General features: G+C 70.2%; 16 protein-coding genes, 1 tRNA gene and 1 pseudogene. 6 read left to right on the top strand and 12 right to left on the bottom strand.

Annotation, left to right across the window (positions count from 1 at the left end):
• Window positions 1–465 precede the first annotated feature (465 nt).
• From OHU89_RS27595 to OHU89_RS27570, 6 genes and pseudogenes are all read left to right on the top strand, one after another.
• Window positions 466–762 (top strand): annotated as a pseudogene (locus tag OHU89_RS27595) (urease subunit gamma); the annotation flags it as partial.
• Complete coding sequence (locus OHU89_RS27590; RefSeq protein ID WP_405654674.1) at window positions 739–1242, top strand: urease subunit beta; 504 nt, start codon at window positions 739–741, stop codon at window positions 1240–1242. The pseudogene OHU89_RS27595 and the gene OHU89_RS27590, both read left to right, overlap by 24 nt.
• Window positions 1239–3230, top strand: a complete 1992-nt coding sequence (gene ureC, locus OHU89_RS27585) for an urease subunit alpha (RefSeq protein ID WP_405646710.1) — start codon at window positions 1239–1241, stop codon at window positions 3228–3230. Before OHU89_RS27590 ends, ureC begins: the two co-directional genes overlap by 4 nt.
• Before the next feature lie 114 nt (window positions 3231–3344).
• The gene (locus tag OHU89_RS27580) at window positions 3345–4019 is read left to right on the top strand and encodes an urease accessory protein UreF (protein ID WP_405646708.1); all 675 of its coding nucleotides are present in this window, start codon (window positions 3345–3347) and stop codon (window positions 4017–4019) included.
• A gap of 33 nt (window positions 4020–4052) precedes the next feature.
• Entirely contained in the window at window positions 4053–4748 is a 696-nt protein-coding gene (gene ureG / locus OHU89_RS27575; protein WP_405646706.1) for an urease accessory protein UreG, read from the top strand.
• Entirely contained in the window at window positions 4745–5593 is an 849-nt protein-coding gene (locus OHU89_RS27570) for an urease accessory protein UreD (RefSeq protein ID WP_405646704.1), read from the top strand. Before ureG ends, OHU89_RS27570 begins: the two co-directional genes overlap by 4 nt.
• Window positions 5594–5979: 386 nt before the next feature.
• Here OHU89_RS27570 and OHU89_RS27565 read toward each other — a convergent pair.
• From OHU89_RS27565 to bldG, 12 genes are all read right to left on the bottom strand, one after another.
• A tRNA-Thr gene (locus OHU89_RS27565) sits at window positions 5980–6053 on the bottom strand.
• 108 nt (window positions 6054–6161) lie between these two features.
• The gene (locus OHU89_RS27560; protein ID WP_405646702.1) at window positions 6162–7760 is read right to left on the bottom strand and encodes an alpha/beta hydrolase; all 1599 of its coding nucleotides are present in this window, start codon (window positions 7758–7760) and stop codon (window positions 6162–6164) included.
• 113 nt (window positions 7761–7873) lie between these two features.
• Window positions 7874–9079 carry a DNA polymerase III subunit delta' gene (locus tag OHU89_RS27555; RefSeq protein ID WP_267015272.1) on the bottom strand — a complete coding sequence of 402 codons (1206 nt, stop codon included), beginning with the start codon at window positions 9077–9079 and terminating at the stop codon, window positions 7874–7876.
• A 97-nt stretch (window positions 9080–9176) separates the two neighbouring features.
• Window positions 9177–12365 carry a dTMP kinase gene (gene tmk / locus OHU89_RS27550; RefSeq protein ID WP_405646700.1) on the bottom strand — a complete coding sequence of 1063 codons (3189 nt, stop codon included), beginning with the start codon at window positions 12363–12365 and terminating at the stop codon, window positions 9177–9179.
• 124 nt (window positions 12366–12489) lie between these two features.
• Entirely contained in the window at window positions 12490–15306 is a 2817-nt protein-coding gene (gene topA, locus OHU89_RS27545; RefSeq protein WP_405646698.1) for a type I DNA topoisomerase, read from the bottom strand.
• 248 nt (window positions 15307–15554) lie between these two features.
• Window positions 15555–15752 carry a hypothetical protein gene (locus OHU89_RS27540; RefSeq protein WP_266889357.1) on the bottom strand — a complete coding sequence of 66 codons (198 nt, stop codon included), beginning with the start codon at window positions 15750–15752 and terminating at the stop codon, window positions 15555–15557.
• Window positions 15753–15897: 145 nt separating this feature from the next.
• Window positions 15898–18207, bottom strand: coding sequence for a serine/threonine-protein kinase (locus OHU89_RS27535; protein ID WP_405646696.1), 2310 nt, complete (start codon window positions 18205–18207; stop codon window positions 15898–15900).
• Window positions 18208–18386: 179 nt separating this feature from the next.
• Window positions 18387–19904 (bottom strand): methyltransferase, encoded by a 1518-nt coding sequence (locus OHU89_RS27530; RefSeq protein ID WP_405646694.1) that lies wholly within the window; start codon window positions 19902–19904, stop codon window positions 18387–18389.
• A 64-nt stretch (window positions 19905–19968) separates the two neighbouring features.
• Complete coding sequence (locus tag OHU89_RS27525; protein WP_266889359.1) at window positions 19969–20571, bottom strand: small secreted protein; 603 nt, start codon at window positions 20569–20571, stop codon at window positions 19969–19971.
• A gap of 194 nt (window positions 20572–20765) precedes the next feature.
• Entirely contained in the window at window positions 20766–23177 is a 2412-nt protein-coding gene (locus tag OHU89_RS27520) for a sodium-translocating pyrophosphatase (RefSeq protein WP_405646692.1), read from the bottom strand.
• A gap of 325 nt (window positions 23178–23502) precedes the next feature.
• Window positions 23503–23940, bottom strand: a complete 438-nt coding sequence (locus OHU89_RS27515; RefSeq protein ID WP_266889361.1) for an ATP-binding protein — start codon at window positions 23938–23940, stop codon at window positions 23503–23505.
• A 117-nt stretch (window positions 23941–24057) separates the two neighbouring features.
• Window positions 24058–24399 carry an anti-sigma factor antagonist BldG gene (gene bldG / locus OHU89_RS27510; RefSeq protein WP_003975386.1) on the bottom strand — a complete coding sequence of 114 codons (342 nt, stop codon included), beginning with the start codon at window positions 24397–24399 and terminating at the stop codon, window positions 24058–24060.
• Window positions 24400–24512 lie beyond the last annotated feature (113 nt).

The raw sequence follows: 24512 nt of genomic DNA, 5'->3' as shown, positions 1-24512 counted from the left end.
TCGGATGAGCCACTCCTGGATGGTCGCCCTTCCGCCAGCTGTCGGGCGCGCCACTCACCAGTCGTTCACCCAGACGTGCGCGGCGCGCACGCCGACAAGGTGCAGCGCTCTCTCCCCACGGGGCCCACAGGGCGTCGGAGACAGTTGAGTTCGACCATCGCCGAGACAGGCGGTCGGTACGGAAGCCGGTGAGGACGAGGACTGATCAACGAAGTATCAAGCGGCTACGCGACTCACGGAATTCGTCCACGGTTTCGGAAACGGGCTCCCTGTGCCCGACAGGGCGGGGTGAAAAACAGTGCGCTCCACGGATTCACCGGATGGTGTAGATAAGCCGCTCTTTGGGCGTTTCGCCGTTCTTCCTCGCTGAAGATCGGAGAGCGCCTGACGCCATCCGGGGAGCGTTGTCCGTGACCTTGGCAGGCCCGGCGGCACGCATCATCCGACCAACAGAGACGAGTCATCGTGCATCTGACTCCGCATGAGCAGGAGCGCTTACTGATCCACGTGGCGGCCGACGTGGCAGGAAAGCGCCGCGACCGAGGGCTGCTTCTGAACTACCCCGAGACGATGGCCCTGCTGTCCGTTCACGTCTTCGAGGCGGCGCGCGACGGTAAGACGGTCAGCGACATCATGGACTCGGGCCGACAGGTGCTCACCCGTGACGACGTGATGGACGGCGTCCCGGAGATGATCAAAAACGTCCAGGTGGAGGCGACCTTCCCGGACGGCACCAAGCTGGTCACGATCCACGACCCCATCCCGGAGGCCACGGAGGAACCCGAGGTCTACCCGGGCAAGGTCGAGCACCCCCAGCCGGCGCGCAGGCCGGAGTGCCCGGTCGACTGCGACGACACCGCCTCGTCCGCCTGTTGCAATGCCTGCGAGGACGCCACGTCCTGGCACGAGGCAATCGCGTTCAACAAGCTCCTGCAGGGCGACAAGACGACGATCAAGGTCAGGAACACGTCGGACCGTCCCGTCCAGGTCGGCTCCCACTACCACTTCGCGGAGGTCAACCCCGGCCTCAAGGTGGTCGTGAACCCCTCCGGCGGGGGCGTGACCTATGACGAGCTATGGACGTGCGCTGAGGCGAAGGGGCGACGGCTCAACATCGCCGCGGGCACGTCCGTTCGGTTCGAACCAGGAGACGAGTGTTGCGTTGAGCTGGTGAAGATCGAAGGAGACGCCAAGAACGACACCCGCAAGATCCAGGGACTGCGCAAGGGGATCGTCCGATGAGCAGCCAGCCGGAGCAGACGGGCCAGCAGCGTCAGAGCAACTTGCTGAAACGGGCGGACTACACCGCTCTGTACGGGCCCACCACCAAGGACCGTGTCCGCCTCGCCGACACCGATCTCACCGTCGAGATCGAAGCCGACTGGAGCGGCGGACCGGAATACAGCGGCAACGAGATGATCTTCGGCGGCGGGAAGGTGATCCGAGAGTCGATGGGCATGTCCCACATCCCGAGGGACGGGGGCGGCAACACGGATCGCCGTCCCGTGGACACGGTCATCACTGGGGCGCTGATCCTCGACTGGTGGGGTGTCGTCAAGGCCGACGTCGGCATCAGGGACGGCGAGATTCATGCCATCGGCAAGGCGTACAACCCCGAGACGATGGACCCGATCGCCAACTTCGAAAAGCCCGCCCGTGAACAGACGGGCGAGCAGCTACCGGTGACGCCGTCGAACTTCGTGGTCGGCCCGAGCACCGAGGTCATCTCCGGCAACGGCCGGATCCTCACCGCGGGCGGTGTGGACACCCACGTTCACTTCATCTGCCCCGAGGAGATCCACGAGGCCCTGGCCTCGGGCGTAACCACTCTCATCGGCGGTGGCACCGGCCCTGCCGAGGGCAGCACGGCCACCACCGTGACCCCCGGCGAGTGGCACATCACCCGAGTCTTCGAGGCCCTGGACGAGTACCCGGTCAACATCGGCCTGCTCGGAAAGGGCAGCACGATGAACAAAAAGGCTCTCAACGAGCAGGTGGACGCCGGAGTCATCGGCCTCAAGATTCACGAAGACTGGGGCGCCACCCCCGCAGTGATCGACATGGCGTTGAAGGTCTGCGAGGACCGCAAGGTCCAGCTCGCCCTGCACGCCGACTCGCTCAACGAGTCCGGTTTCCTGGAGGACACCAAGAAGGCCATCAACAAGCGTTCCATCCACATCTTCCATGTCGAGGGCGCCGGAGGAGGCCACGCCCCAGACATGATCGAGCTGGTCAAGGAACCGAACGTCCTGCCCGCCTCGACCAACCCCACCCGGCCCTTCACGGTGAACACCGTCAAGGAGCACGTCGACATGATGGTCGTCTGCCACCACCTCAACCCGGACATTCCGGCGGACATGGCCTTCGCAGACTCCCGTATCCGCCCGTCCACCATGGCGGCGGAGGACCTCCTCCACGACATGGGCGCCATCTCGATGATGTCCTCGGACGCTCAGGCAATGGGGCGCATCGGCGAGATGATCATGCGGACCTGGCAGACCGCGCACGTCATGAAGTGCCGCTATGGCCCGCTGCCCGAAGACCTGCAGAGCGCGAAAGTCCGCACGGTCAAGGATGACAAAAAGGACCACTCCTACAATGAGGACAGGCTGAAGCCGAACGACAACTACCGGGCGCGCCGGTACGTCGCCAAGTACACGGTCAACCCGGCGATCACCCACGGCATCGACACATACGTCGGTTCCGTGGAGCCGGAGAAGCTGGCAGACCTGGTGCTGTGGGAGCCGAAGTTCTTCGGCGTCAAGACGCACATGGTCCTCAAGGGCGGCCAGCTCGCCTACGCCCAGGTCGGCGACGCCAACGCCTCCATCACAACGCCACAGCCCTACCTGCCGCGGCCGGTGTGGGGCTCCACCGGCCGCTCCCCAGGGAGCAACTCGGTGAACTTCGCTGCCCCCGGCGTGGCCGACAGGCTGAACACCCGGTTCGTCATCACCCAGGACAGCAGCAACAAGGTCACAGACGCAAAGACGCAGGGGCTCGGACTCAACAAGAAGTTCGTCGAGATCGCGGACACCAGGGGCGTCAAGAAGAGCGACATGAAGCTGAACGACACAGTGCCCAAGAGCCTCGAAGTCGACCACAACAGCTTCGAGGTCACCATCGGCGGCGCGACGACGAGCGACGCCCGCACCGAACTCAACGGTGCGACCGTACCGCGCTCCTACGTCACCGAAGTCCCCCTGGCACAGCGGTACTTCCTCTTCTGATCCGACCCCTGCCCGGCCGCCGGCCCGCGGCCACGGCCGGGCCCCGGGGCGGGCTGATGCGCCCGCCTGGTCCACCGCGTCACCATCCGCCCCCTGAAAGGCAGCCGCTCGCCCATGAGCCGCGCAGCCCTGCTCCTGCTGGCCGACGGCCGCTTCCCCGCCGGTGGGTACGCCCACTCCGGCGGCGTCGAGGCCGCCATCGCCCACAAAGCCGTACACGACACCAACAGCCTGGAGGCGTTCTGCCGCGGCCGTCTGCACACCACCGGTCTGACCACGGCCGGGCTGACCGCCGCAGCCGCCGCCGGACATGACCCGCTGCTGCTCGACGACGCCGCCGACGCGCGCACCCCCGCCCCCGCACTACGTGCCGTCGCCCGCAGGCTCGGCCGGCAGATGATGCGCGCCGCCCGTGCCACCTTCCCCTCCGCCGAACTCGAACACCTGGCCGCCGCACGTCCCCAGGGTGCCCACCAGCCCATCGTTCTGGGCCTCACCGCCCGCGCCGCCGGGCTCGTCCCGGCGGACGCCGCCCATGCCGCCGCGTACGAGAGCATCGGCGGCCCGGCCACCGCAGCGGTGCGCCTGCTGAGCCTCGACCCGCTCGACGCCTCGGGGCTGCTGGCCCGCCTCGGCCCCGAGACCGACTACGTGGCACAAGCCGCGGCCGACGCTGCGACCCGCGCCATGACCGAGGGCCTGGACGCCCTGCCGTCGGCCTCCGCACCCCTGCTGGACATCACCGGGGAGCAGCACGCCGCCTGGACCGTCCGCCTCTTCGCCTCCTGAACCCCGAACCCGCCACTGCAAAACGGAGTTGACATGCACCTCGACCACTCTGGGACCTTTCCGCAGCGGTACACGCACAGCGCCGAGCCACTCCGTCCTGACGGCAGCCGCCGCGCTCTGCGCATCGGCTTGGGCGGTCCCGTCGGCTCCGGCAAGACCGCGACCGTCGCCGCGCTCTGCCGCACCCTGCGCGACCGCTGGTGCATCGCCGCTGTCACCAACGACATCTACACCCGCGAGGACGCCGAGTACCTGCTGCGCGAGGCCGTCCTGCCGCCCGAGCGCATCACCGCCGTCGAGACCGGCGCCTGCCCGCACACCGCGATCCGCGACGACATCTCCGCGAACCTGGAAGCCGTCGAGCACCTGGAAGAGACCCTCCACCCCCTCGACCTCGTGCTCGTCGAGTCCGGCGGCGACAACCTGACCGCCACCTTCTCCAAGGGCCTCGTCGACGTACAGATCTTCGTCATCGACGTAGCCAGCGGCGACGACATCCCCCGCAAGGGCGGCCCCGGCATCACCACCGCCGACCTCCTCGTCATCAACAAGACCGACCTCGCCCCGCACGTCGGCGCCGACCTGAACACCATGGCCAGCGACGCGAAACGACAGCGCGGCGACCTTCCCGTCATCTTCACCAGCCTCACCTCCGACGACGGCATCCGCGAAGTCGCCGACTGGGTCACCGGCCACCTCGCCCAGTGGCGCGCCGGGGCAGCTGCATGAGCCCCTCCCCCCAACTCGCTGCCGCCCGAGCCACGTCCGACCGCGACGTTCCCCCAGCCGGCGCCCAGGAGATCGCCGGACACCCCGACGGCGTACGCGCCACGGCCCGGATCCGCGCCGCGCACAACGGACGCGTCACCACCCTCCCGCAGTTGCGCAGCGACGGCCCCTTCCATCTGCGGCGCATGCGCACTGACGGCAACGCCGCCAGGGTGGGCATCATCGGCGCGATGAGCGCCCCGCTCGGCGGCGACCGGCTCACCCTCGACATCACCGCCGAGGACCGGGCCGATCTGGAGATCATCACGGCTGCCGCCATGCTCGCCCTGCGCGGCCCCACCACCGAAGCGGCCACCTACGACGTGCGGCTCACCGCCGGGGAACACGCCCGTCTGCGCTGGCTGCCGCAGCCCCTGATCAGCGCCGCCGGCAGCAACCTGCGCCAGACGTACACTGTCGAACTCGCCGCCACCTCACGGTTGGTACTGCGAGAAGAGCAGCTCCTGGGCCGGGCTGACGAGGAACCAGGCCACCTCGTCAGCCGGATCCTGGTCCACCGTGCCGGGCGCCCCCTGCTCGACCAGCACACGGCCTACGGGGCGCCAGAACCCGGCTGGGACGGCCCGGCCGTCCTGAACAGGCACCGCGCCGTCGGCCAGCTCCTGATCGTGGACCCGCGCCTCAACGTCCGACGAGACCCCGTACTCCTCGGCGAAGGCACCAAGGACGGGTGCGCCGTCCTCGCACCGCTGGCAGGCGGTCCGGCACTGCTCGCCACCGCCGTCGCACCAACCACCTCGACACTGCGGGAACTGCTCGACGAGGCACACGCCCTCGCCCGCTAGCGCGGACGGGCCAGCGCCCCCGGCGGGCGACGGCCCACAGCGTCGGACCAGTCCCCGCTCAGGCTCATTGGTCTCGTTGTGGAATACGTACAAGGCATCGGTCAGCGCTGAGCCCAGAAATGCGGCCCCTGATGGCCGTCCCAGCACTGTGGCTGCACTCGTGGCCGCACATTGGCCACACCTGGTCCTTGATGGTACGTCAGCTAATGCCCTCATTACCGCAAAGGCCCAGCTCAGAGGTCCATGACCTAGGTATCACTACAGAAACTGCACCTTGGACCTACGCATTGCGATGCGTAGACTGCATGTGTCCGATTGGTTCAGGTTCCAAGGTCAACAGAAACAAGAAACCGCAGGTCAGAAGCCTGACCTGCGGTTTGCCGTAGAGCCGCCTTCGGGATTCGAACCCGAGACCTACGCATTACGAGTGCGTTGCTCTGGCCATCTGAGCTAAGGCGGCGCGCCGTCCGCACTATGGTGCGATCAGCAACGCCGGTAAGTCTACACAGTTTCGGAGGGTGCTCCGCACCGGCCACAGAGGGGTGCGTTCCGGGGCCGGTCGAGGCAGCTACGAGCAGCGCTTCCCCCTCGTCGGCGGGGTCCCCCGGAGGAGGTACGCGTCGATGGTGGAGTCGATGCAGACGCTGCCGCGGCCGTAGGCGGTGTGACCGTCGCCCTCGTAGGTGAGGAGGCGGGAGGAAGTGAGCTGGGCGGCCAGGGCGCGGGCCCAGCGGTAGGGGGTGGCCGGGTCGCGGGTGGTGCCGACGACCACGATCGGGGCGGCGCCCTTCGCGGTGATGCGATGCGGCTCACCCGTCGCCCGCACCGGCCAGTACGTGCAGTTCAGCGAGGCCCAGGCCAGGCCCTCACCGAAGACGGGGGAGGCCTTCTCGAACTCCGGCAACGCGTCCCGCACCTGGTCCGGTGAGCTGAACGCCGCGGGGAGGTCCAGGCAGTTCACCGCCGCGTTGGCGAACATCAGGTTCGAGTAGCGGGCATCGGCGTCCCGCTCGTAGTAGCTGTCGGAGAGGACCAGCAGCCCCGCGCCGTCGTTCTCCTTCATCGCCGAGGTCAGCGCCTCGCGCAGCTGCGCCCAGGCGCCCTCGTCGTACATCGCCGCGATGACCCCGGTGGTGGCGAGGGACTCGCCGAGCTTGCGGCCGTCCACGTCGCCCGTGGGGATCGGCCGGGCGTCGAGCTTCTCGAAGAACGCCTTGAGGTTGGTGCCGACCTCGCCCGCCTTCGTGCCCAGCGGACAGTCCGACTGCTGCACACAGTCCCGCGCGAACGACTGGAACGCCGTCTCGAACCCCGCCGTCTGGTCGAGGCTCGTACGCCGCGCGGGCAGGGACGGGTCCATCGCGCCGTCCAGGACCAGCCGGCCGACCCGGTCGGGGAAGAGGCCCGCGTACGTCGCCCCGAGGAACGTTCCGTACGACGCCCCGACGTACGTCAGCCTCTCGTCGCCCAGCGCGGCCCGCAGGATGTCCATGTCCCGCGCCGCCTCGACGGTGGACACATGGCGCAACAGCTCGGGCGAGTCGGCACCGCACCCCTCTGCGAAGTTCTGGAACGCGGCGACGAGTTCCTCGGTCTCCTCCTCGTCGTCGGGTGTCGTGTCGGTCTGCGTGTACGCGTCCATGTCGCGCCCGTCCAGGCACTCGACGGGCTCGCTGCGGGCGACGCCGCGCGGGTCGACCGCGACCATGTCGTACCGGGCACGGACCTCGGCGGGGTAGCCGATCCCGGCGTAGGCCTGGAGGTAGCCGATCGCCGAGCCGCCCGGCCCGCCCGGGTTCACCAGCAGCGAGCCGAGCGCCTTGGCGGAGCCGGTCGCCTTCTTGCGGGCGACGGCGAGGCGGACGTCACCGTCGTCCGGCTTGTCGTAGTCGAGCGGTGCCTTCATCGTGGCGCACTCGAAACCGGGCACCCCGCAGCTGCGCCAGCTCAACTTCTGTCCGTAGTACGGCGAGAGAGCGGCCGGCGTGGCCTTCGGCAGCGCGGCCAGCGCCGCCGCCTCCGCGGCCGAGCCGGCGGACCCGCTCCCCGCGGAGCAGGCAGACACGACCAGCGCGGCGACGGCGAGAAGGGCACCGCCGGTGCGCGAACGCCGGTGACGCGGCGGGGCGATCGGGTGTGCCGGGCGGGGACTGTGCCTGATGTGCATCAGCCGAGAGTAACTCTGCGCAGCCTCTCGATTGCCTTCCGTACATGTTGCGGCTCGTACGAGGTACCTGGTCAACATCCTGTTGATCGTGGAAAGTACCGCGGGTCGGTGCCTCAGCCCGCTCTGAGTGCCATCGTCATCGCCTCCACGGCGAGCAGCGGCGCCACATTGCGGTCGAGGGCGTCCCGGCAGGCGGCGATCGCCTCGATGCGACGCAGCGTCGATTCCGGGGAGTTGCCGCGGGCCAGGCGCTCCAGAGCGTCCTGGGCGTCCTCATTGGCGATCGCCACCCGGGAGCCGAGCTGGAGGGCGAGGACGTCGCGGTAGAACCCGGTGAGGTCGGTCAGGGCGAGGTCGAGGCTGTCGCGCTGGGTACGGGTCCGGCGCCGCTTCTGCTTGTCCTCCAGGTCCTTCATCACCCCCGCCGTACCGCGTGGCATCCGACCGCCCTGGGACGCGCCCATGGCCGTCTTCAGCTCCTCGGTCTCCTTGCCGTCCATCTCCTCGGCGAGCGCCTTGGCGTCCTCGGCGGCCGCGTCCACGAGCTCCTGGGCGGCCCTGAGGCAGCCGCCGATGTCCTCGACGCGCAGCGGCAGTTTGAGGACGGCGGCCCTGCGCTCGCGCGCGGCGGGGTCGGTGGCCAGGCGCCGGGCCCGGTCGACATGCCCCTGCGTGGCCCGTGCGACGGCCGCGGCCACGGCGGGCTCGATGCCTTCCCGTCGTACGAGAAGGTCGGCGACCGCGTCGACGGAGGGTGTCCGCAGATTGAGGTGCCGGCAGCGGGAGCGGATGGTGGGCAGGACGTCCTCGACGGACGGGGCGCACAGCAGCCAGACGGTGCGGGGGGCGGGCTCCTCGACGGCCTTCAGCACCGCGTTGGCCGACTTCTCGTTCAGCCGCTCGGCGTCCTCGACGAGGATCACCTGCCAGCGGCCGGTCGCCGGAGAGGTGTACGACTTGCGGACGGTGTCCCGCATGTCGTCGGCGAGGATCTGCGTGCCGACGGCGGCGACGGTGGTGACGTCCGCGTGCGTGCCGATGAGTGCCGTATGACATCCGTCGCAGAACCCGCACCCGGGGATCCCGCCGAGCGCGCGGTCGGGGCTCACGCACTGCAGCGCGGCGGCGAAGGCCCGTGCGGTCTGCGTCCGGCCGGCGCCGGGCGGACCCGTGAACAACCAGGCGTGCGTCATCTTCGACGCCTCCGGCGGCGGGGTGCCGGTGGTGGCCGCGGTGACAAGCGCGTCGGCGTCCCGAGCGGCGGCTCCGAGCTGCTCGCTCACCTTCTCCTGGCCGACGAGGTCGTCCCAGACGGTCATGGGTGGTGCCGCCCTTTCGTCACGGTCGGGGGTGCTGGGTCCATTGTGCGGGGCGGCACTGACAACAGGGGTCCGTCAGGGGCCCGAGGGACCTGCCTCAGCCCCGGCGTCCCCGACCCCGGCGCCCACGCTCGTCACCGAAGTCATCACCGTCACGCGGGCCCAGCAGCTCGTCCGCCAGCGACGGCAGGTCGTCCAGCGGTGTCTCCTCGGCCCAGTCCGACCGGGCCCGCCGCCGCGGCGCCCCCGTCTCGTCGACCTGGGGCATTTCCCGCGTGCGGTCCTCGGTCCCGTCCGGGCCCGCCTGGTCCTCCCGGAAGTACCCCGGCGGCACCCGGTCCGCAGCAGTCTCACCCGGCACCGGCGGCAGCACGGCGGTCTCGTCCGCGGCACCCGGCACCACCGGCGGCAGCACAGCCGTCTCGTCGGCCGCACCCGGCACGACGGGAGGCAGCACAGCCGTCCCGTCCGCGGCCCCGGCCGGCGGCTTGGGCAGCTCGGCCGTCACCTCGTTGTCGGCTGCCCCTTCGGCCTTCTCGTCCCGCACCGGCCGCAGCACGGCCGTCTCCTCCACCGGCCCGCCCGACGCGTTCGTCGGCGTCACCACCGGCGTGGGCACGGTCGCCGCCTCGGGAGGGGCGGCCGCCGGCGGTGCCGGCTTCTTCGGCCCCGCCTCCGCGGCGGCCGCGGCCTGCTCGGCGAGCCGTCGCGCCTCCTCGGCCCGCAGCAGCGCCTCCTCGGCCTTGCGCTGCTTCTCCACACGCCGCGCCTCGGCCTCGGCCCGCAGCCGCGCCTCTTCCTCGGCCTGCTTGCGACGCCGGTCCTCCTCGATCTTGCGCCGCGCTTCCTCCTCGGCCCGCGCCTTCTCCTCGGCGAGGAGCCGAACCCGCTCCTCCTCGGCACGCTTGCGCGCTTCCTCGGCCCGCAGCCGGGCCTCCTCCGCCTGCCGTTCGGCCTCGCGGCGCTGCGCCTCCTCCAGCTCGCGCCGCTTGCGCTCCTCCTCCTCGGCGCGCAGCCGCTCCAGCTGCTCCTGGCGCTCGCGCTCCAGGCGCTCCTCCTCGGCCTTGCGCGCGGCCTCTTCCTCGGCCTTGCGGCGCGCTTCCTCCTCGGCCTTGCGCCGGGCCTCCTCCTGCTCGCGGATCTCCTGCTCGGAGAGCGGCAGGAGCTGGTCGAGCCGGTGGCGCACGACGGTCGTGACGGCCTCGGGCTCCTGGCCCGCGTCGACGACGAGATAGCGCCCGGGGTCGGCGGCGGCCAGCGTCAGGAACCCGGACCGCACGCGCGCGTGGAACTCCGCCGGCTCCGACTCCAGCCGGTCCGGGGCCTCGGTGAACCGCTCGCGGGCGATCTCCGGGGACACGTCGAGGAGCACGGTCAGGTTGGGCACCAGTCCGTTGGTCGCCCAGCGGTTGATGCGGGCGATCTCCGTCGGCGACAGGTCCCGGCCCGCCCCCTGGTAGGCGACGGACGAGTCGACGTACCGGTCCGAGATCACGACCGCGCCCCGCTCCAGCGCGGGCCGCACCACGGTGTCCACGTGCTCCGCGCGGTCGGCCGCGTACAGCAGCGCCTCCGCGCGGTGCGAGAGCCCGGCGCTGGACACGTCGAGCAGGATCGACCGCAGCCGCTTGCCGACCGGCGTCGCCCCCGGCTCGCGCGTCACCACGACCTCGTGGCCCTTGGCCCTTATCCACTCGGCGAGCGCCTCGGCCTGGGTGGACTTGCCGGCCCCGTCGCCGCCCTCCAGGGCGATGAAGAAACCGGAGGACGCAGGCGCCGTCACCGGGTCGTCGCCGCCCAGCAGCGCGTCCCGCAGATCGTGCCGCAGCGGCACACCGGAACGGTCGTCGACCTTGGCGAGCACCAGCGCGGCCACCGGCAGCAGCAGTGCGCCGATCAGCATCAGCGTGAACGCGGCGCCGCCGTGCGCGAACACGAACTTGCCGCTCTCCAGCCGGTGCGGCCCGATCAGCGCGGCCACCAGCGGGGCGATCACCGCGCCGAGCGCGACGAAGACCCGTACGACCGCGTGCAGATGCTCGGTCGTGCGGCCGCGCCGGTAGTCCTCGGCCTCCTGGTCGAGGAGCGTGTGCCCGGTGTTGGCGGCCACGCCAGCGCCGGCACCGGCCAGCGCGACGATCAGGATGACGGTGGTGACGTCCGGGACGAGGCCGGCGGCCAGCAGCGCGACGCCGGTGAAGGCGATCGCCAGCGCGAGCAGTCGGCGCCGCGAGAGCGAGACCAGCACCTTGGGCGCCGTACGGATGCCGACGACGACCCCGCCGGTCAGCGCCAGGACCAGCAGGCCGTATGTCACCGGGCCGCCGCCCAGGTCCTTGGCGTGCAGCACGGCCACGGCGACGGCGGCGGCGACCGCCCCGGCGACGGCCGCGGAGGCCAGCACCAGGAGCGGAAGCACGCCGGTGCGGCCCTTGTCGACGCCGCTGCCCGTCTTGGGGCGGCGCATGCCCTCCAGCGGGGAACGCGCGCGTGGAGTGCGGGTGTCGGGCAGTTCCAGGAAGGTCAGCACGGACAGGGACGCGGCGAACAGACCGGCCGCGACATACGAGGCGAGGGCCGCCTGGTGCTGGGCGAACCAGTCGATCCCGGCGCCCAGAAGGTTGTTGACCAGCGAGGCCGCGACAAGTGCGGCGGCGGCGAGCGGGATCGCCACGAAGCCCGTACGCAGCGACAGGCGGCGCAGCGCGTCCATGTGGTCCGGCAGCGGCCGTACGGTCGCGCCCTCCGGCGGCGGGGCCGGCAGCAGGGCGGGCGCCGCGCTCTCGCGGCACACCGTCCAGAAGCGCTCGGCGACTCCGGTCACGAAGGCGGTCACCAGGAGGACCGCCAGCGCGTTGTCCGGCGTCCAGTCGATCCACAGGGGCGCGACGATCAGCGCCAGCGTGCGCACGGCGTCCGCGCCGACCATCGTCCAGCGGCGGTCGAGCGGCCCGTCCGGCGAGGTGAGCGACGTCAACGGGCCGAGAAGCACCGCCCCGAAGAGCAGCGTGGCCAGAATGCGCACCCCGAAGACGGTCGCCACTGCGAACGCCACGCCCCGGTAGCCGCCGCCGAAGGAGCCCTCGGCGATCGCCGCCTGGAGGGCCAGGACGACCAGCACCAGGAGGGCGAGTACATCGCCGACACCCCCCACCAGCTGCGCGCTCCACAGCCTCCTGAGCTGCGGTCGGCGCAACAGGGCGCGGACGGCGCGCTCGCGGGAGTCCGCGGCAAGGGCGTCGTCGGGGGCCGGGTGGTGGGCCGTTGGCTGCTCGGCTCGCGTCATGCTTTCAGCCTATCGGGCAGCACCGACAGCCTGCGGCGCCCGTCCGAACGTGCGCACGCCCCGACACCAAACCGATGCCGGGGCGTTCGTTTTGCGAACCCGAGGTGAAGGTCCGCGGCGCAACTCAGTCTTCGGACGCGGCCTTCGAAGCCGCCGCCTTCTTGGTGGTGGTCTTCTTCGCCGTCGTCTTCTTGGCGGCCGTGGTCGTCTTCTTGGCCGCGGTCTTGGCGGCTGTCGCCTTCTTGGCCGGGGCCTTCTTCGCGGGCGCCTTCTTCGCCGTCTTCTTGGCGGGAGCCTTCGCACGCTTCTCGGCGAGCAGCTCGAAGCCGCGCTCCGGGGTGATCTCCTCGACGCTGTCGCCGGAGCGCAGGGTCGCGTTGGTCTCCCCGTCGGTCACATACGGCCCGAAACGGCCGTCCTTGACCACGACCGGCTTCTCGCTGACCGGGTCCGCGCCCAGCTCCTTCAGCGGCGGCTTGGCGGCTGCCCGGCCCCGCTGCTTGGGCTGGGCGTAGATCGCCAGCGCCTCTTCGAGGGTGATCGTGAAGAGCTGGTCCTCGGCGGTGAGGGACCGCGAGTCCGTGCCCTTCTTCAGGTACGGGCCGTAGCGGCCGTTCTGCGCGGTGATCTCCACGCCCTCGGCGTCCTTGCCGACGACACGCGGCAGCGACATCAGCTTGAGGGCGTCCGCGAGGGTCACCGTGTCCAGCGTCATCGACTTGAACAGCGAGGCCGTACGCGGCTTCACGGCGTTCTTGCCGGTCTTCGGGGTGCCTTCGGGGAGCACCTCGGTGACGTACGGGCCGTAGCGGCCGTCCCGCGCGATGATCTGGTGGCCCGACTCCGGGTCGGCTCCGAGCTCGAAGTCACCGCTCGGCTTGGCGAGCAGCTCCTCCGCGAGCTCGATGGACAGCTCGTCCGGGGCGAGGTCCTCCGGCACGTCCGCGCGCTGGTGGCCCTCGGAGTCCTTCTCGCCGCGCTCGATGTACGGGCCGTAGCGGCCGACCCGGAGCACGATACCGTCGCCCACCGGGAACGACGACACCTCGCGCGCGTCGATCGCGCCCAGGTCGGTCACGAGCTCCTTGAGACCGCCGAGGTGATCCCCGTCACCGTTGCCGGCGACGGCCGCACCGCCCTGGGTGCCCTCGCCGAAGTAGAACCGCTTCAGCCACGGCACGGACTGGGCCTCGCCCCGCGCGATGCGGTCGAGGTCGTCCTCCATCTTGGCGGTGAAGTCGTAGTCGACGAGCCGCCCGAAGTGCTTCTCCAGGAGGTTGACCACGGCGAAGGAGAGGAAGGACGGGACGAGTGCCGTGCCCTTCTTGAAGACATAGCCGCGGTCGAGGATCGTGCCGATGATCGAGGCGTACGTCGACGGACGGCCGATCTCGCGCTCTTCGAGCTCCTTGACCAGGCTGGCCTCGGTGTAGCGGGCCGGGGGCTTGGTGGCGTGCCCGTCGACCGTGATCTCCTCGGCGCTGAGCCGGTCGCCCTCGCTGACCTGGGGCAGCCGGCGCTCGCGGTCGTCCAGCTCGGCGTTCGGGTCGTCCGCGCCCTCGACGTACGCCTTCAGGAAGCCGTGGAAGGTGATCGTCTTGCCGGAGGCGCTGAACTCGACGTCCCGGCCGTCGGCGGCGGTGCCGGCGATCTTCACGGTCACGGAGTTGCCGACCGCGTCCTTCATCTGCGAGGCGACGGTCCGCTTCCAGATCAGCTCGTAGAGCTTGAACTGATCGCCGGTCAGTCCGGTCTCGGCAGGCGTGCGGAAACGATCACCCGAGGGGCGGATCGCCTCGTGCGCCTCCTGCGCGTTCTTGACCTTTCCGGCGTACGTCCGCGGGGCCGAGGGCAGGTAGTCGGCGCCGTACAGCTGGGTGACCTGCGCACGGGCCGCGGTGACAGCGGTCTCGCTGAGCGTCGTGGAGTCCGTACGCATATAGGTGATGAAGCCGTTCTCGTACAGCTTCTGCGCGACCTGCATGGTCGCCTTCGCCCCGAAGCCGAGCTTGCGCGAGGCCTCCTGCTGGAGCGTCGTCGTACGGAACGGAGCGTACGGCGAGCGGCGGTAGGGCTTGGACTCGACGGACCGGACGGCGAACTGCGTCTGATCCAGGGCGGCGGCCAGCGCGCGGGCGTTGGCCTCGTCGAGGTGGAGGGTGTTGGCGCCCTTGAGCTGTCCCAGGGAGTCGAAGTCACGGCCTTGCGCGACACGCTTGCCGTCGACGCTCTGGAGGCGGGCGACGAGGGTCGACGGGTCGCTCGAGTCCCCCGCGCGGCCGGTCGCGAAGGTGCCCGTCAGGTCCCAGTACTCGGCGGACCGGAACGCGATGCGCTCGCGCTCCCGCTCCACCACGAGCCGGGTGGCTACGGACTGGACACGGCCCGCCGACAGGCGGGGCATGACCTTCTTCCACAGGACCGGCGAGACCTCGTAGCCGTAGAGACGGTCGAGGATACGGCGGGTCTCCTGGGCGTCGACCAGCTTCTGGTTGAGCTCGCGCGGGTTGGCGACGGCGGCCTGGATCGCGGCCTTGGTGATCTCGTGGAAGACCATCCGCTTGACCGGGACCTTGGGCTTGAGCACTTCCTGGAGGTGCCACGCGATGGCCTCGCCCTCGCGGTCCTCATCGGTGGCGAGGAAGAGCTCGTCGGAGTCCTTCAGCAGATCCTTGAGCTTCTTGACCTGAGCCTTCTTGTCGGCGTTGACGACATAGATCGGCTCGAAGTCGTGCTCGACGTCCACGCCGAGCCGGCGGACCTCGCCGGTGTACTGCTCCGGCACCTCCGCGGCACCGTTGGGGAGGTCGCGGATGTGCCCGACGCTCGCCTCGACGACGTAACCAGGGCCGAGATAGCCCTTGATCGTCTTCGCCTTGGCAGGCGACTCGACGATGACGAGTCGGCGGCCGCCCTTTGCGGTCTCGCTGGTCGGGGACAACTTCGCTCTTCTCTCCGGTCGACGCTTGGGGCCTCCCCAGGCGCCTTCATCCCGGGGTCGGGTCATGGTGACGCTGCGGAGTGTGACGGTACATCCCGCCCCCGTGTCAAACGGGAAAAGCCCGCAACGGCCACTCGAACGGTAACCCGACTACCGCCATTCCTGCCGCCCGGAGTACCCACCGGCTATTTCGAGCCTTACCGGAGGGAGACCTCCCGATTACCGGGACCTCGGCTTTTCCATGATCCTCAGATACGGGTGAGGCACCATGCGCCGAGGCCCAGCGCCACCACCGCGGCGAGGCCGGCGAGGGTCGCCGATGCGACCGGGTTCACACCGTGTGCGACGGGTTCGCGCTGTCGTACCCGGGCCGCGGTCCACATCAGCAGCCCGCCTCCGAACAGGGCGAACACCGCCCCAGCGAAGATCGCCGGTCCCCTCTCCATGACTCCCCTGCCCCCTTTTGCCCCGGCCGCGAGTGTCTTGCCCCGGGAGGTTGACACGCGCGGGCGGCGGCCAGGCGAACCTGAGGTGAACGCGGGGCCGACGCCGCTGTGGACCGGCCCGGCGCCCTCGCTCACGGCCGGGGGCTCAGACCGATCCGGGCGCGGGTATCTTTCCGGTCGTCTTCCCGTTGTCGGTGCGTCCCACGGTGCATACGGCCCTCTTGAACCCCTGGTTCCAGTCGTCCTCGTCGGCCACCCAGCCGAAGACGGCCCGTTCCGATCCCGGTGCCCAGGTCGACTCGAATTTGTTGCCGCAGAGCTTGGTCGCGTTGTCGGCGCCCTTCTCGTAGTTCATGCCGTCGGGCGCCTGGACGACGCCTACGACCTGGTCGGTGTGGGGTTTCACGCAATCGGTGAGCGGGGCGTTGTAGCCGTCGTCCCCCTCCTCGTAGATCCAGCAGTCGCCGACACTCATCTGACCGACCCACAGGTTGGCGCCCTCGTCGCGGAACCGGCCGACTTCACCGCCTATCGCGGCATGGCGTCCGAGTACGAGACATGCCGTACCGCTGTTGGCCACCGTGAAGCCCTCCTTCGTCGGTACGACGGCGTAGCTTGCTGCGTCCGGCAGGGCGTCGACGACCGCGCGCGTCTGGTTCGCACAGCGCTCGGTGCCCTCGGCGGCCGCGTCCGCGGCGTCGGTGGCCGTGTCGACCGCCACGACCTGACCGTCGGGCCAGTCCTCGGAGCAGCTCACCTTGCCCAGGTTCGGCACCGACTTGAACGGCGTCCCCGACCAGACCGCCTGCACACAGTCGCCGGTCTCCAGCGGCTGGCTGAGTCCGACGACATCGCCGTACGGCAGCACCGGTCCGGTGGGCGGCGCCGAGGACTTGGGCACGCTGGAGGTGGGCGGCTTCTTCGGGGTGGCTGTGTCGTCGCCACCGTCGTCGCCGGTCAGCGAGACGGCCAGCCAGGTGCCGCCGGCGATGACCAGCACGGCGGCCACGACGAGCGCGACGACGGCGAGCCGCTTCCTGGAAGGCGACGGCGGGGGCGGCGGCCCGCCGCCAGGGGCACCCGGCCCGCCCGCGCCCCATCCGGCGCCGTAGGTGCCGCCCGCGTACGGCGGGGTGGGGCCGCCCTCGTAGGGCGCCGGGCCGCCGTACGGTGTCGAACCGCCGCCGGTGTACGGGCCGTAGGGTGCGGGGCCGCCACCGCCCGCGGAGGGCGGCTGCGCGCCGCCGCTCGCGTAGGGCCCTTGCGCGTAGGGACTGCCGGCCTCGGGCGACTGCTGCGATACGGAGGCCTGCCGCCACGGGTCGTACTGCGAAGGGGGCGCCCCGGCAGGCGTGGCCGGACCGCCAGGGCCGAAGCCCCCGCCACCCGGCCCCCCGGATCCCGGAGTCACCGCCCCCGCCGCGCCACCCACCCCCTGGGGCACGCCTCCCGGAGTGTGGGGTGTCTGCGGAGTGCTCGGCGTCGGTGGCGCACCCGGCGTCCGGGGTGTCACCGCCCCGAACCCCTCGGGTGGCGGCCCGAATCCCCCCGGCGCCGCACCGGCCGGCGCGGTCCACGCGGGCGAGGCTCCCTGCACCACCCGCTCCAGCCCTCGTGCCACCGTCTCCGGCGACGACCTGCGCACCGGGTCCTTCACGAGCAACCCCTGGAGCACGGGCGTCAGTTCACCGGCCCGCACCGCAGGCGTCGGCTCCTCCCCCAGCAGCGCCGTCAGCGTGGCGTAGTCACCGTGCCGGTCGAAGGGGCCGCGTCCCTCCACGGCCGAGTACAGCGTCGCGCCCAGCGAGAACAGGTCCGCGGCCGGTGTCGGCGGCTCCCCACGCGCGCGTTCCGGAGCGAGGTAGCCCGGTGTGCCGAGGATGCCCGCCGTGGCGGTGAGCCGGGGTTCGCGGGACTCGGGTTGCAGCGCGATGCCGTAGTCGGTGAGCAGCACGCGCGCGTACGGATCGCCCGAAGCGTCCGACGCCAGCAGGATGTTGGCCGGTTTCACATCCCGGTGGAGGATGCCGATCCGGTGCCCCGCGGTCAGCGCGTCGAGGACCGCGAGCCCGATGCGGGCCGCCTGGGCGGGCAGCAGCGGCCCCGAACTCCGAACGACCGCCTGGAGGTCGACCGCGTCCGGCACGTACTCCATGACGATCCACGGCAGTCCCTCGTGGACCACGACGTCGTGCACCGTCGCCACATGCGGATGGCCGCGCAGCCGTGCCGCGTGCCGGGCCTCGCTGCGGGCCCGCGCGATGCGCTGGGCGGGCTCGGTCGCGTCCATCGGCACATCCGGAAGCGCGATCTCCTTCATCGCGACTTCGCAGGCCAACTCCTCGTCGTACGCGAGCCAGACCCGGCCCATGCCGCCCGCGCCGAGCGACCGCAGCAGCCGGTACCGCCCGTTGATGACCCTGCCCTCGCCTTGATCCGGCGTATCCCCCGCCATCACGCCTCCCCCCGAGACCCGAGACAGCGTGCCTCCCCCGAGGACGCGTGAACTCTGTCTCTCGAAGGTAGCTTCGCAGGTGCCACTGACAGGAGACCTTTTCAGGAGCAATCCCGCCAGATCGGGCACATGGGCCTCAGGGGTGCCCGCACGCCTCAGACGTCACGCGGGATCAAGCCTCACGCCGGCTCCAGGAACCCCTGCTCCACCAGCAGCCGGATCTGCGCCGGTGTGCGGTCCCGCAGCAACACCGGATCCTCGCCCACCAGTTGCGCGATCGCGTCCAGGATCCGCCCCGCGCTCAGCGAGCCGTCGCACACTCCGGCGAAGCCCGCGCCGACCGTGTCCACCTTGGTGGCCCGGCGCATCCCGCGGTTCTGCCGCAGCACGACATGCTCCGGGTCCTCGGCGCCGGGCAGCCCGACCTGCTCCTGCACGACCTCGGAGGCGAGCCTGAAGTGGCCCTCCAGCAGGGCGGCGTCATCGTGTTCCCGCAGATAGTCGAGGCGCTCGAAGTGCGCCCTGACGGTGTCGCCGAGCGGCTGCTCGACGGGGTGCGGCCACTCCTCGGCGACGACCGAGGGCACGGCGGCCCCCGTCCTGCGCAGGGTGATCCAGCCGAACCCGACGGACCTCACCTTGCGCGCCTCGAACTCGTCCAACCAGGCGTCGTACAGCGCCTGGTACTCGGCCGGGTCGCTCCGGTGGTCACCGGCATCCCTGAGCCACAGCTCGGCGTACTGCGTGACGTCCTGCACCTCGCGCTGCACGATCCACGCGTCGCACCCGCGCGGCACCCAGGACCGCAGCCGGTCCTGCCAGTCCTCCCCCTCCACGTGCTGCCAGTTGGCGAGGAACTGCGCGAACCCGCCCTCGTTCAACCGCTCCCCCGCCTGCTGAACGAGCGACCGGCACAGATCGTCCCCGCCCATCCCGCCGTCCCGGTACGTCAGCCGCGCACCCGGCGAGATCACGAACGGCGGGTTCGAGACGATCAGGTCGTACGTCTCCCCGTCCTTCACCGGCTCGAACAGCGAGCCCTCCCGCAGCTCGGCCGCCGGGGTGCCGGACAGCGCCAGCGTGAGCCCGGTGATGTGCAGCGCGCGCGGGTTGAGATCGGTCGCCGTCACGCGCGTGGCGTGCTGCGCGGCGTGCAGCGCCTGGATACCGGAGCCGGTACCGAGGTCGAGGGCGGCGGAGACGGGCCTGCGGACGGTGATGCCCGCCAGGGTCATGGAGGCGCCGCCGACGCCCAGGACGACGCCCTCGGCGCGGCTCCCGATACCTCCGGCCCCGCCGACGGCACACCCCAGGTCGGACACGATGAACCAGTCCTCGCCATCGGGTCCGCCGTACGGCCGTACGTCGACGGTCGCGGCGACCTCGTCCGAGCCTGCGCGCACCAGCCACCCGCTCTCCAGACACGCGTCCACGGGCAGTACGCCCACCACGCGCGCGTGGAGCACCGGCTGCTGCAACAGGAAGAGCCGTACGAGCACCTCCAGCGGTGTGTCCCCGCGGGTCGCCCGCAGGGCGGGCACGGTCTCGCTGCGCGCGAGCGCCGCGTACGCGGGGGCACCGAGCAGGTCGAGCAGCCCGTCGGCGGTGAAGGAGGCGCCCAGAAGGGCGTCCCTCAGGCGCGCGGCGACGTCGGGGCGGTCGACGGAGGGCAGAGAGGCAAGGCTGGCGTTACTCACCACCCCATTGTGAACCGGCGCCGCAGGCGATGCCTACGGCGCCGGGGTCACGCAGGGGTGGATGTCAGCCGGTGGTGGCCGACGGCGAGGCGGACGCGCTCTTGCAGCTCTCCTGCTGCGCCATCGCCTTGCCGACGTCGCCCTCCTCGAGCGTCTTCAGGGCGTCGCTGCCGCTGGTGCTCAGTTTGTCGAGCGCGGTCGCGATGTCCTTGAGGCCGTCGGCGAACTTCGCCTGGTCCTTGGTGTTGAGGTCGTCGACCTGCTTCTGCAGGGAGGCGTAGGACGCGGCGAGGCTGTTGAGCTCCTTGACGGCGTCCTGCTGCTTCTTCTCGGCGTTCTTGGCGTCCCCGGTCTCCGGCGCGCCGGCCTTCTGCACGGCGGCCCCGATCGCCTTGTAGGCCTCGGCCATGTCCTGGAAGGCCTGGGAGTCCGTCTTCTGGACGTCCTCCGGCGTGCTGTTGTCCGAGGTCTGCTTCTGGATCGCCGTGTTGGCGGCCTCGATCTTCTTGGCCTGCGGCTGCACGGCGCTGCAGACCTCCTTGGCCCAGGCGTCCAGCTTCTCGCTGTTGTCGTCACCGCTGCTGCATGCCGACAGCGCCATCGCCAGTACCGCACCGCCGGACAGCGCGGCCGCGAGCTTCTTGTTCACCGGATTGGTCCCTTCCATGGCTCCTCGGCCCCGGAACATACACGGCAGATGGATGACATCCACAGGTAGGACGTCCGTTAAGTGACGCATTAAAGCCATTTGCACCAAGTGAGAGAAGGCTCACGAGGAGGGCGTGAACACACAGAACGGGCGGGGGACGCGTCCGTACGCGCCCCCCGCCCGCCCCTTGAGCAGGCGTCCCGTATGACCGCCTACGAAACCACCGCGGGATCGGCCGACTTGACCGACCTCTTGGCACCCTCCTCGTCCCCTACGGCGATCCCGCGCCGCTTGGAGACATAGACCGCGCCGACGATCACGAGGAGCGAGAGGACGGCGATGGTGATCCGTACGCCGATGCTCTTGTCCTCGCCGTAGCTGAACTTGATGACCGCGGGCGCGATGAGCAGCGCCACGAGGTTCATCACCTTCAGCAGGGGGTTGATCGCGGGACCGGCGGTGTCCTTGAAGGGGTCGCCGACGGTGTCGCCGATCACCGTCGCGGCGTGGGCCTCACTGCCCTTGCCGCCGTGGTGACCGTCCTCGACGAGCTTCTTGGCGTTGTCCCAGGCGCCACCGGAGTTGGCGAGGAACACCGCCATGAGCGTGCCCGCCCCGATCGCGCCCGCCAGGAACGAGCCCAGCGCGCCGACACCGAGCGTGAACCCGATGAAGATGGGCGCCAGCACGGCCAGCAGTCCGGGCGTGGTGAGCTCCCGCAAGGCGTCCCTGGTGCAGATGTCGACGACCTTGCCGTACTCCGGCTTCTCGCTGTAGTCCATGATCCCGGGACGCTCGCGGAACTGCCGCCGCACCTCGTAGACCACGGCACCCGCCGACCGCGACACGGCGTTGATCGCGAGCCCCGAGAAGAGGAAGACGACCGCCGCGCCCGCGATGAGACCGACGAGGTTGTTGGGCTGCGAGATGTCCATCATCAGGCTCATCGGCGCACCGTCGCCGGACAGCTTCTCGCCGACGTCCTGCGCGCCGGTCGTGATCGCGTCACGGTACGACCCGAAGAGCGCCGACGCCGCCAGGACGGCGGTGGCGATGGCGATGCCCTTGGTGATGGCCTTGGTGGTGTTGCCGACCGCGTCCAGGTTGGTGAGCACCTGCGCGCCCGCGCCCTCGACGTCACCGGACATCTCGGCGATGCCCTGCGCGTTGTCGGAGACGGGCCCGAAGGTGTCCATGGCGACGATCACACCGACCGTGGTGAGCAGACCGGTGCCGGCCAGTGCCACCGCGAACAGCGCCAGCATGATCGACGTACCGCCGAGCAGGAAGGCCCCGTAGACGCCGAGGCCGATCAACAGGGCGGTGTAGACGGCCGATTCGAGACCGATCGAGATACCGGCGAGGACGACGGTGGCCGGGCCGGTGAGCGAGGACTTCCCGATGTCCCTGACGGGACGCCGGGTGGTCTCGGTGAAGTAGCCGGTCAGCTGCTGGATGACGGCGGCGAGCACGATGCCGATCGCCACGGCGACGAGGGCGAGGATCCGCGGGTCGCCGTCCTTGCCGATGATCTCGGGGTCAATTACGCCCTCGCCCCTGAAGTCGGCGTACGACGACGGCAGATAGACGAAGACGGCGATGGCCACCAGCACGAGCGAGATCACCGCGGAGATGAAGAACCCGCGGTTGATCGCGGACATCCCGCTGCGGTCGGTCCTGCGCGGGGCGACCGCGAAGATGCCGATCATCGCGGTGATCACACCGATCGCTGGCACGATCAGCGGGAAGGCGAGCCCGGAGTCGCCGAAGGCCGCCGAACCGAGGATCAGCGCGGCGACCAGGGTCACGGCGTACGACTCGAAGAGGTCGGCCGCCATGCCCGCGCAGTCGCCGACGTTGTCGCCCACGTTGTCGGCGATGGTCGCGGCATTGCGCGGGTCGTCCTCCGGAATGCCCTTCTCGACCTTGCCGACCAGGTCGGCGCCGACGTCGGCGGCCTTGGTGAAGATGCCACCGCCGACACGCATGAACATGGCGATCAGCGCGGCCCCGAGGCCGAAGCCCTCGAGCACCTTCGGTGCGTCGGCCGCGTACACCAGCACGACACAGGAGGCGCCCAGCAGACCGAGCCCCACCGTGAACATGCCGACGACGCCGCCCGTACGGAAAGCGATCTTCATTGCTTTGTGCGAGACGGCGGTGAGATCCTTTTCCGGCTCACCTTCCGCAGGGGTCGCTTCCCGTGCCGCCGCGGCGACGCGCACATTGCTGCGCACGGCGAGCCACATGCCGATATAGCCGGTGGCCGCCGAGAACGCCGCGCCGATCAAGAAGAAGACGGATCGACCGGCGCGCTGATTCCAGTCGTCCGCGGGCAGCAGCATGAGCAGGAAGAACACGACCACGGCGAAGACGCCGAGCGTGCGCATCTGTCGTGCCAGATAGGCGTTCGCACCTTCCTGGATCGCTGTCGCGATCTTCTTCATGCTGTCGGTGCCCTCGCCCGCCGCGAGCACCTGGCGAACCAGGATGCCCGCGACCACGAGCGCGGCCAGCGCGACGGCGGCGATCACCCAGATGATGATCCGGTTGTCGTCGGTCAGTACCGCGGCTGCGAGGGTAGTGGGATGGTCCAACTGATGAGGGGTAGAAAGCCCCGCCATTCGTCCTCCTTGACGCCTGTGCTGAGCTCAAGATGTGGACGGATTGTAGGTAGCGGAACCTGATCAAAACAGTGCGCGGTAAACGGAATTAGCCTTCACATGCTCTTCAGTAAATGATCGACGTCACGCCACAGAACCCGAAAGAGCTAATGCCTCAAAGGCATTGACGCGATCATTTACTTGATCGAATTACCGCGCGATTGATCGTGAAGTAATTCACTAATCCGCCGCACGTGACCACTGTAGACACGCGCGCACCGCGCGCCGACATGCCGAAGGGCCCTACGGCGTAGGGCCCTTCGGCACAGAAAACGACGGTGAGGATTCAGGGAAGCGTCGCGGCCGGCGGAGTGGTCGGCCAAGTCATACGGATCGACCCGCCGTGCTCCCCTGCGGTGACCTCCACGTCGTCCACGAGGCCGCTGATGACCGCGAGGCCCATCTCGTCCTCATCGGTCTCCACGTCCACGTCCTCGGCGGCCCCGCCGGGCGCCCGGTCACCCGGGGCCGAGCGCGGCGCCTCGTCGCCCACCTCGATGGAGAACTGCTTCTCCTCCTCGATGAGCAGCACCTTCACCGGTGCGGTGATGCCGCCGTTCTGGTGCAGTCCGACGGCACGGGAGCAGGCTTCGCCGACAGCGAGCCTGACCTCGTCGAGAACGGCCTCGTCCACTCCGGCCCTGCGCGCCACCGCCGCCGCCACCAGACGGGCGGTGCGGACGTGCTCGGGCAGCGCGCTGAAGCGGAGCTCAACGGTGGCCATGCATCCCCCTCGGAACTACGGGCGTGCTGTCGGGGGACCGGGCTGCCGAAAGCCGGGACCCCCATGTACTACTGCCGTCCCGGGGGCGGTCCTTTTTCCGCACCCCGGGCCGGTGGTTCAGTCGGTGGCCGCCACCGCTTCCTCGACCGAGGTGTGGATCGGGAACACCTTGGTGAGACCGGTGATTCGGAAGATCTTGAGAATGCGCTCCTGGTTGCAGACCAGGCGCAGCGAGCCCTCATGGGCACGCACCCGCTTCAGTCCGCCGACCAGTACGCCGAGCCCGGTGGAGTCGAGGAAGTCCACGCCCTCCATGTCGACGACGAGGTGGAAACTCCCGTCGTTCACCAGCTCGACCAGCTGCTCGCGCAGCTTGGGCGCGGTATATACGTCGATTTCGCCACCGACCTCGACGACCGTGCGATCGCCGACGGTACGGGTCGACAGGGACAGGTCCACGGATCCTCCAGCACCTTGCTACTCGAGCGGTCGTCCCGCGGGACACCTCGGCTTGAAGCCCCCAGGACGGTTCGCCAGCCGCGATGGCATTCAATCACTTACGGCAGGCGTGC

It is taken from the genome of Streptomyces sp. NBC_00019, from assembly GCF_045041015.1.
Lineage (GTDB): Bacteria > Actinomycetota > Actinomycetes > Streptomycetales > Streptomycetaceae > Streptomyces.
This window is presented reverse-complemented; position numbering and strand designations above follow the sequence as displayed.

What these genes read in the sequence shown, in the direction of transcription:
- OHU89_RS27580 (WP_405646708.1), top strand. Translation starts at nt 3,345, where the DNA reads ATGAGCCGCGCAGCCCTGCTCCTGCTGGCCGACGGCCGCTTCCCCGCC.
- OHU89_RS27570 (WP_405646704.1), top strand. Translation starts at nt 4,745, where the DNA reads ATGAGCCCCTCCCCCCAACTCGCTGCCGCCCGAGCCACGTCCGACCGC.
- OHU89_RS27560 (WP_405646702.1), bottom strand. Translation starts at nt 7,760, where the DNA reads ATGCACATCAGGCACAGTCCCCGCCCGGCACACCCGATCGCCCCGCCG.
- OHU89_RS27525 (WP_266889359.1), bottom strand. Translation starts at nt 20,571, where the DNA reads ATGGAAGGGACCAATCCGGTGAACAAGAAGCTCGCGGCCGCGCTGTCC.
- OHU89_RS27520 (WP_405646692.1), bottom strand. Translation starts at nt 23,177, where the DNA reads ATGGCGGGGCTTTCTACCCCTCATCAGTTGGACCATCCCACTACCCTC.
- OHU89_RS27540 (WP_266889357.1), bottom strand. Translation starts at nt 15,752, where the DNA reads ATGGAGAGGGGACCGGCGATCTTCGCTGGGGCGGTGTTCGCCCTGTTC.
- OHU89_RS27515 (WP_266889361.1), bottom strand. Translation starts at nt 23,940, where the DNA reads ATGGCCACCGTTGAGCTCCGCTTCAGCGCGCTGCCCGAGCACGTCCGC.
- OHU89_RS27555 (WP_267015272.1), bottom strand. Translation starts at nt 9,079, where the DNA reads ATGACCGTCTGGGACGACCTCGTCGGCCAGGAGAAGGTGAGCGAGCAG.
- ureG (WP_405646706.1), top strand. Translation starts at nt 4,053, where the DNA reads ATGCACCTCGACCACTCTGGGACCTTTCCGCAGCGGTACACGCACAGC.
- OHU89_RS27535 (WP_405646696.1), bottom strand. Translation starts at nt 18,207, where the DNA reads ATGGCGGGGGATACGCCGGATCAAGGCGAGGGCAGGGTCATCAACGGG.
- tmk (WP_405646700.1), bottom strand. Translation starts at nt 12,365, where the DNA reads ATGACGCGAGCCGAGCAGCCAACGGCCCACCACCCGGCCCCCGACGAC.
- ureC (WP_405646710.1), top strand. Translation starts at nt 1,239, where the DNA reads ATGAGCAGCCAGCCGGAGCAGACGGGCCAGCAGCGTCAGAGCAACTTG.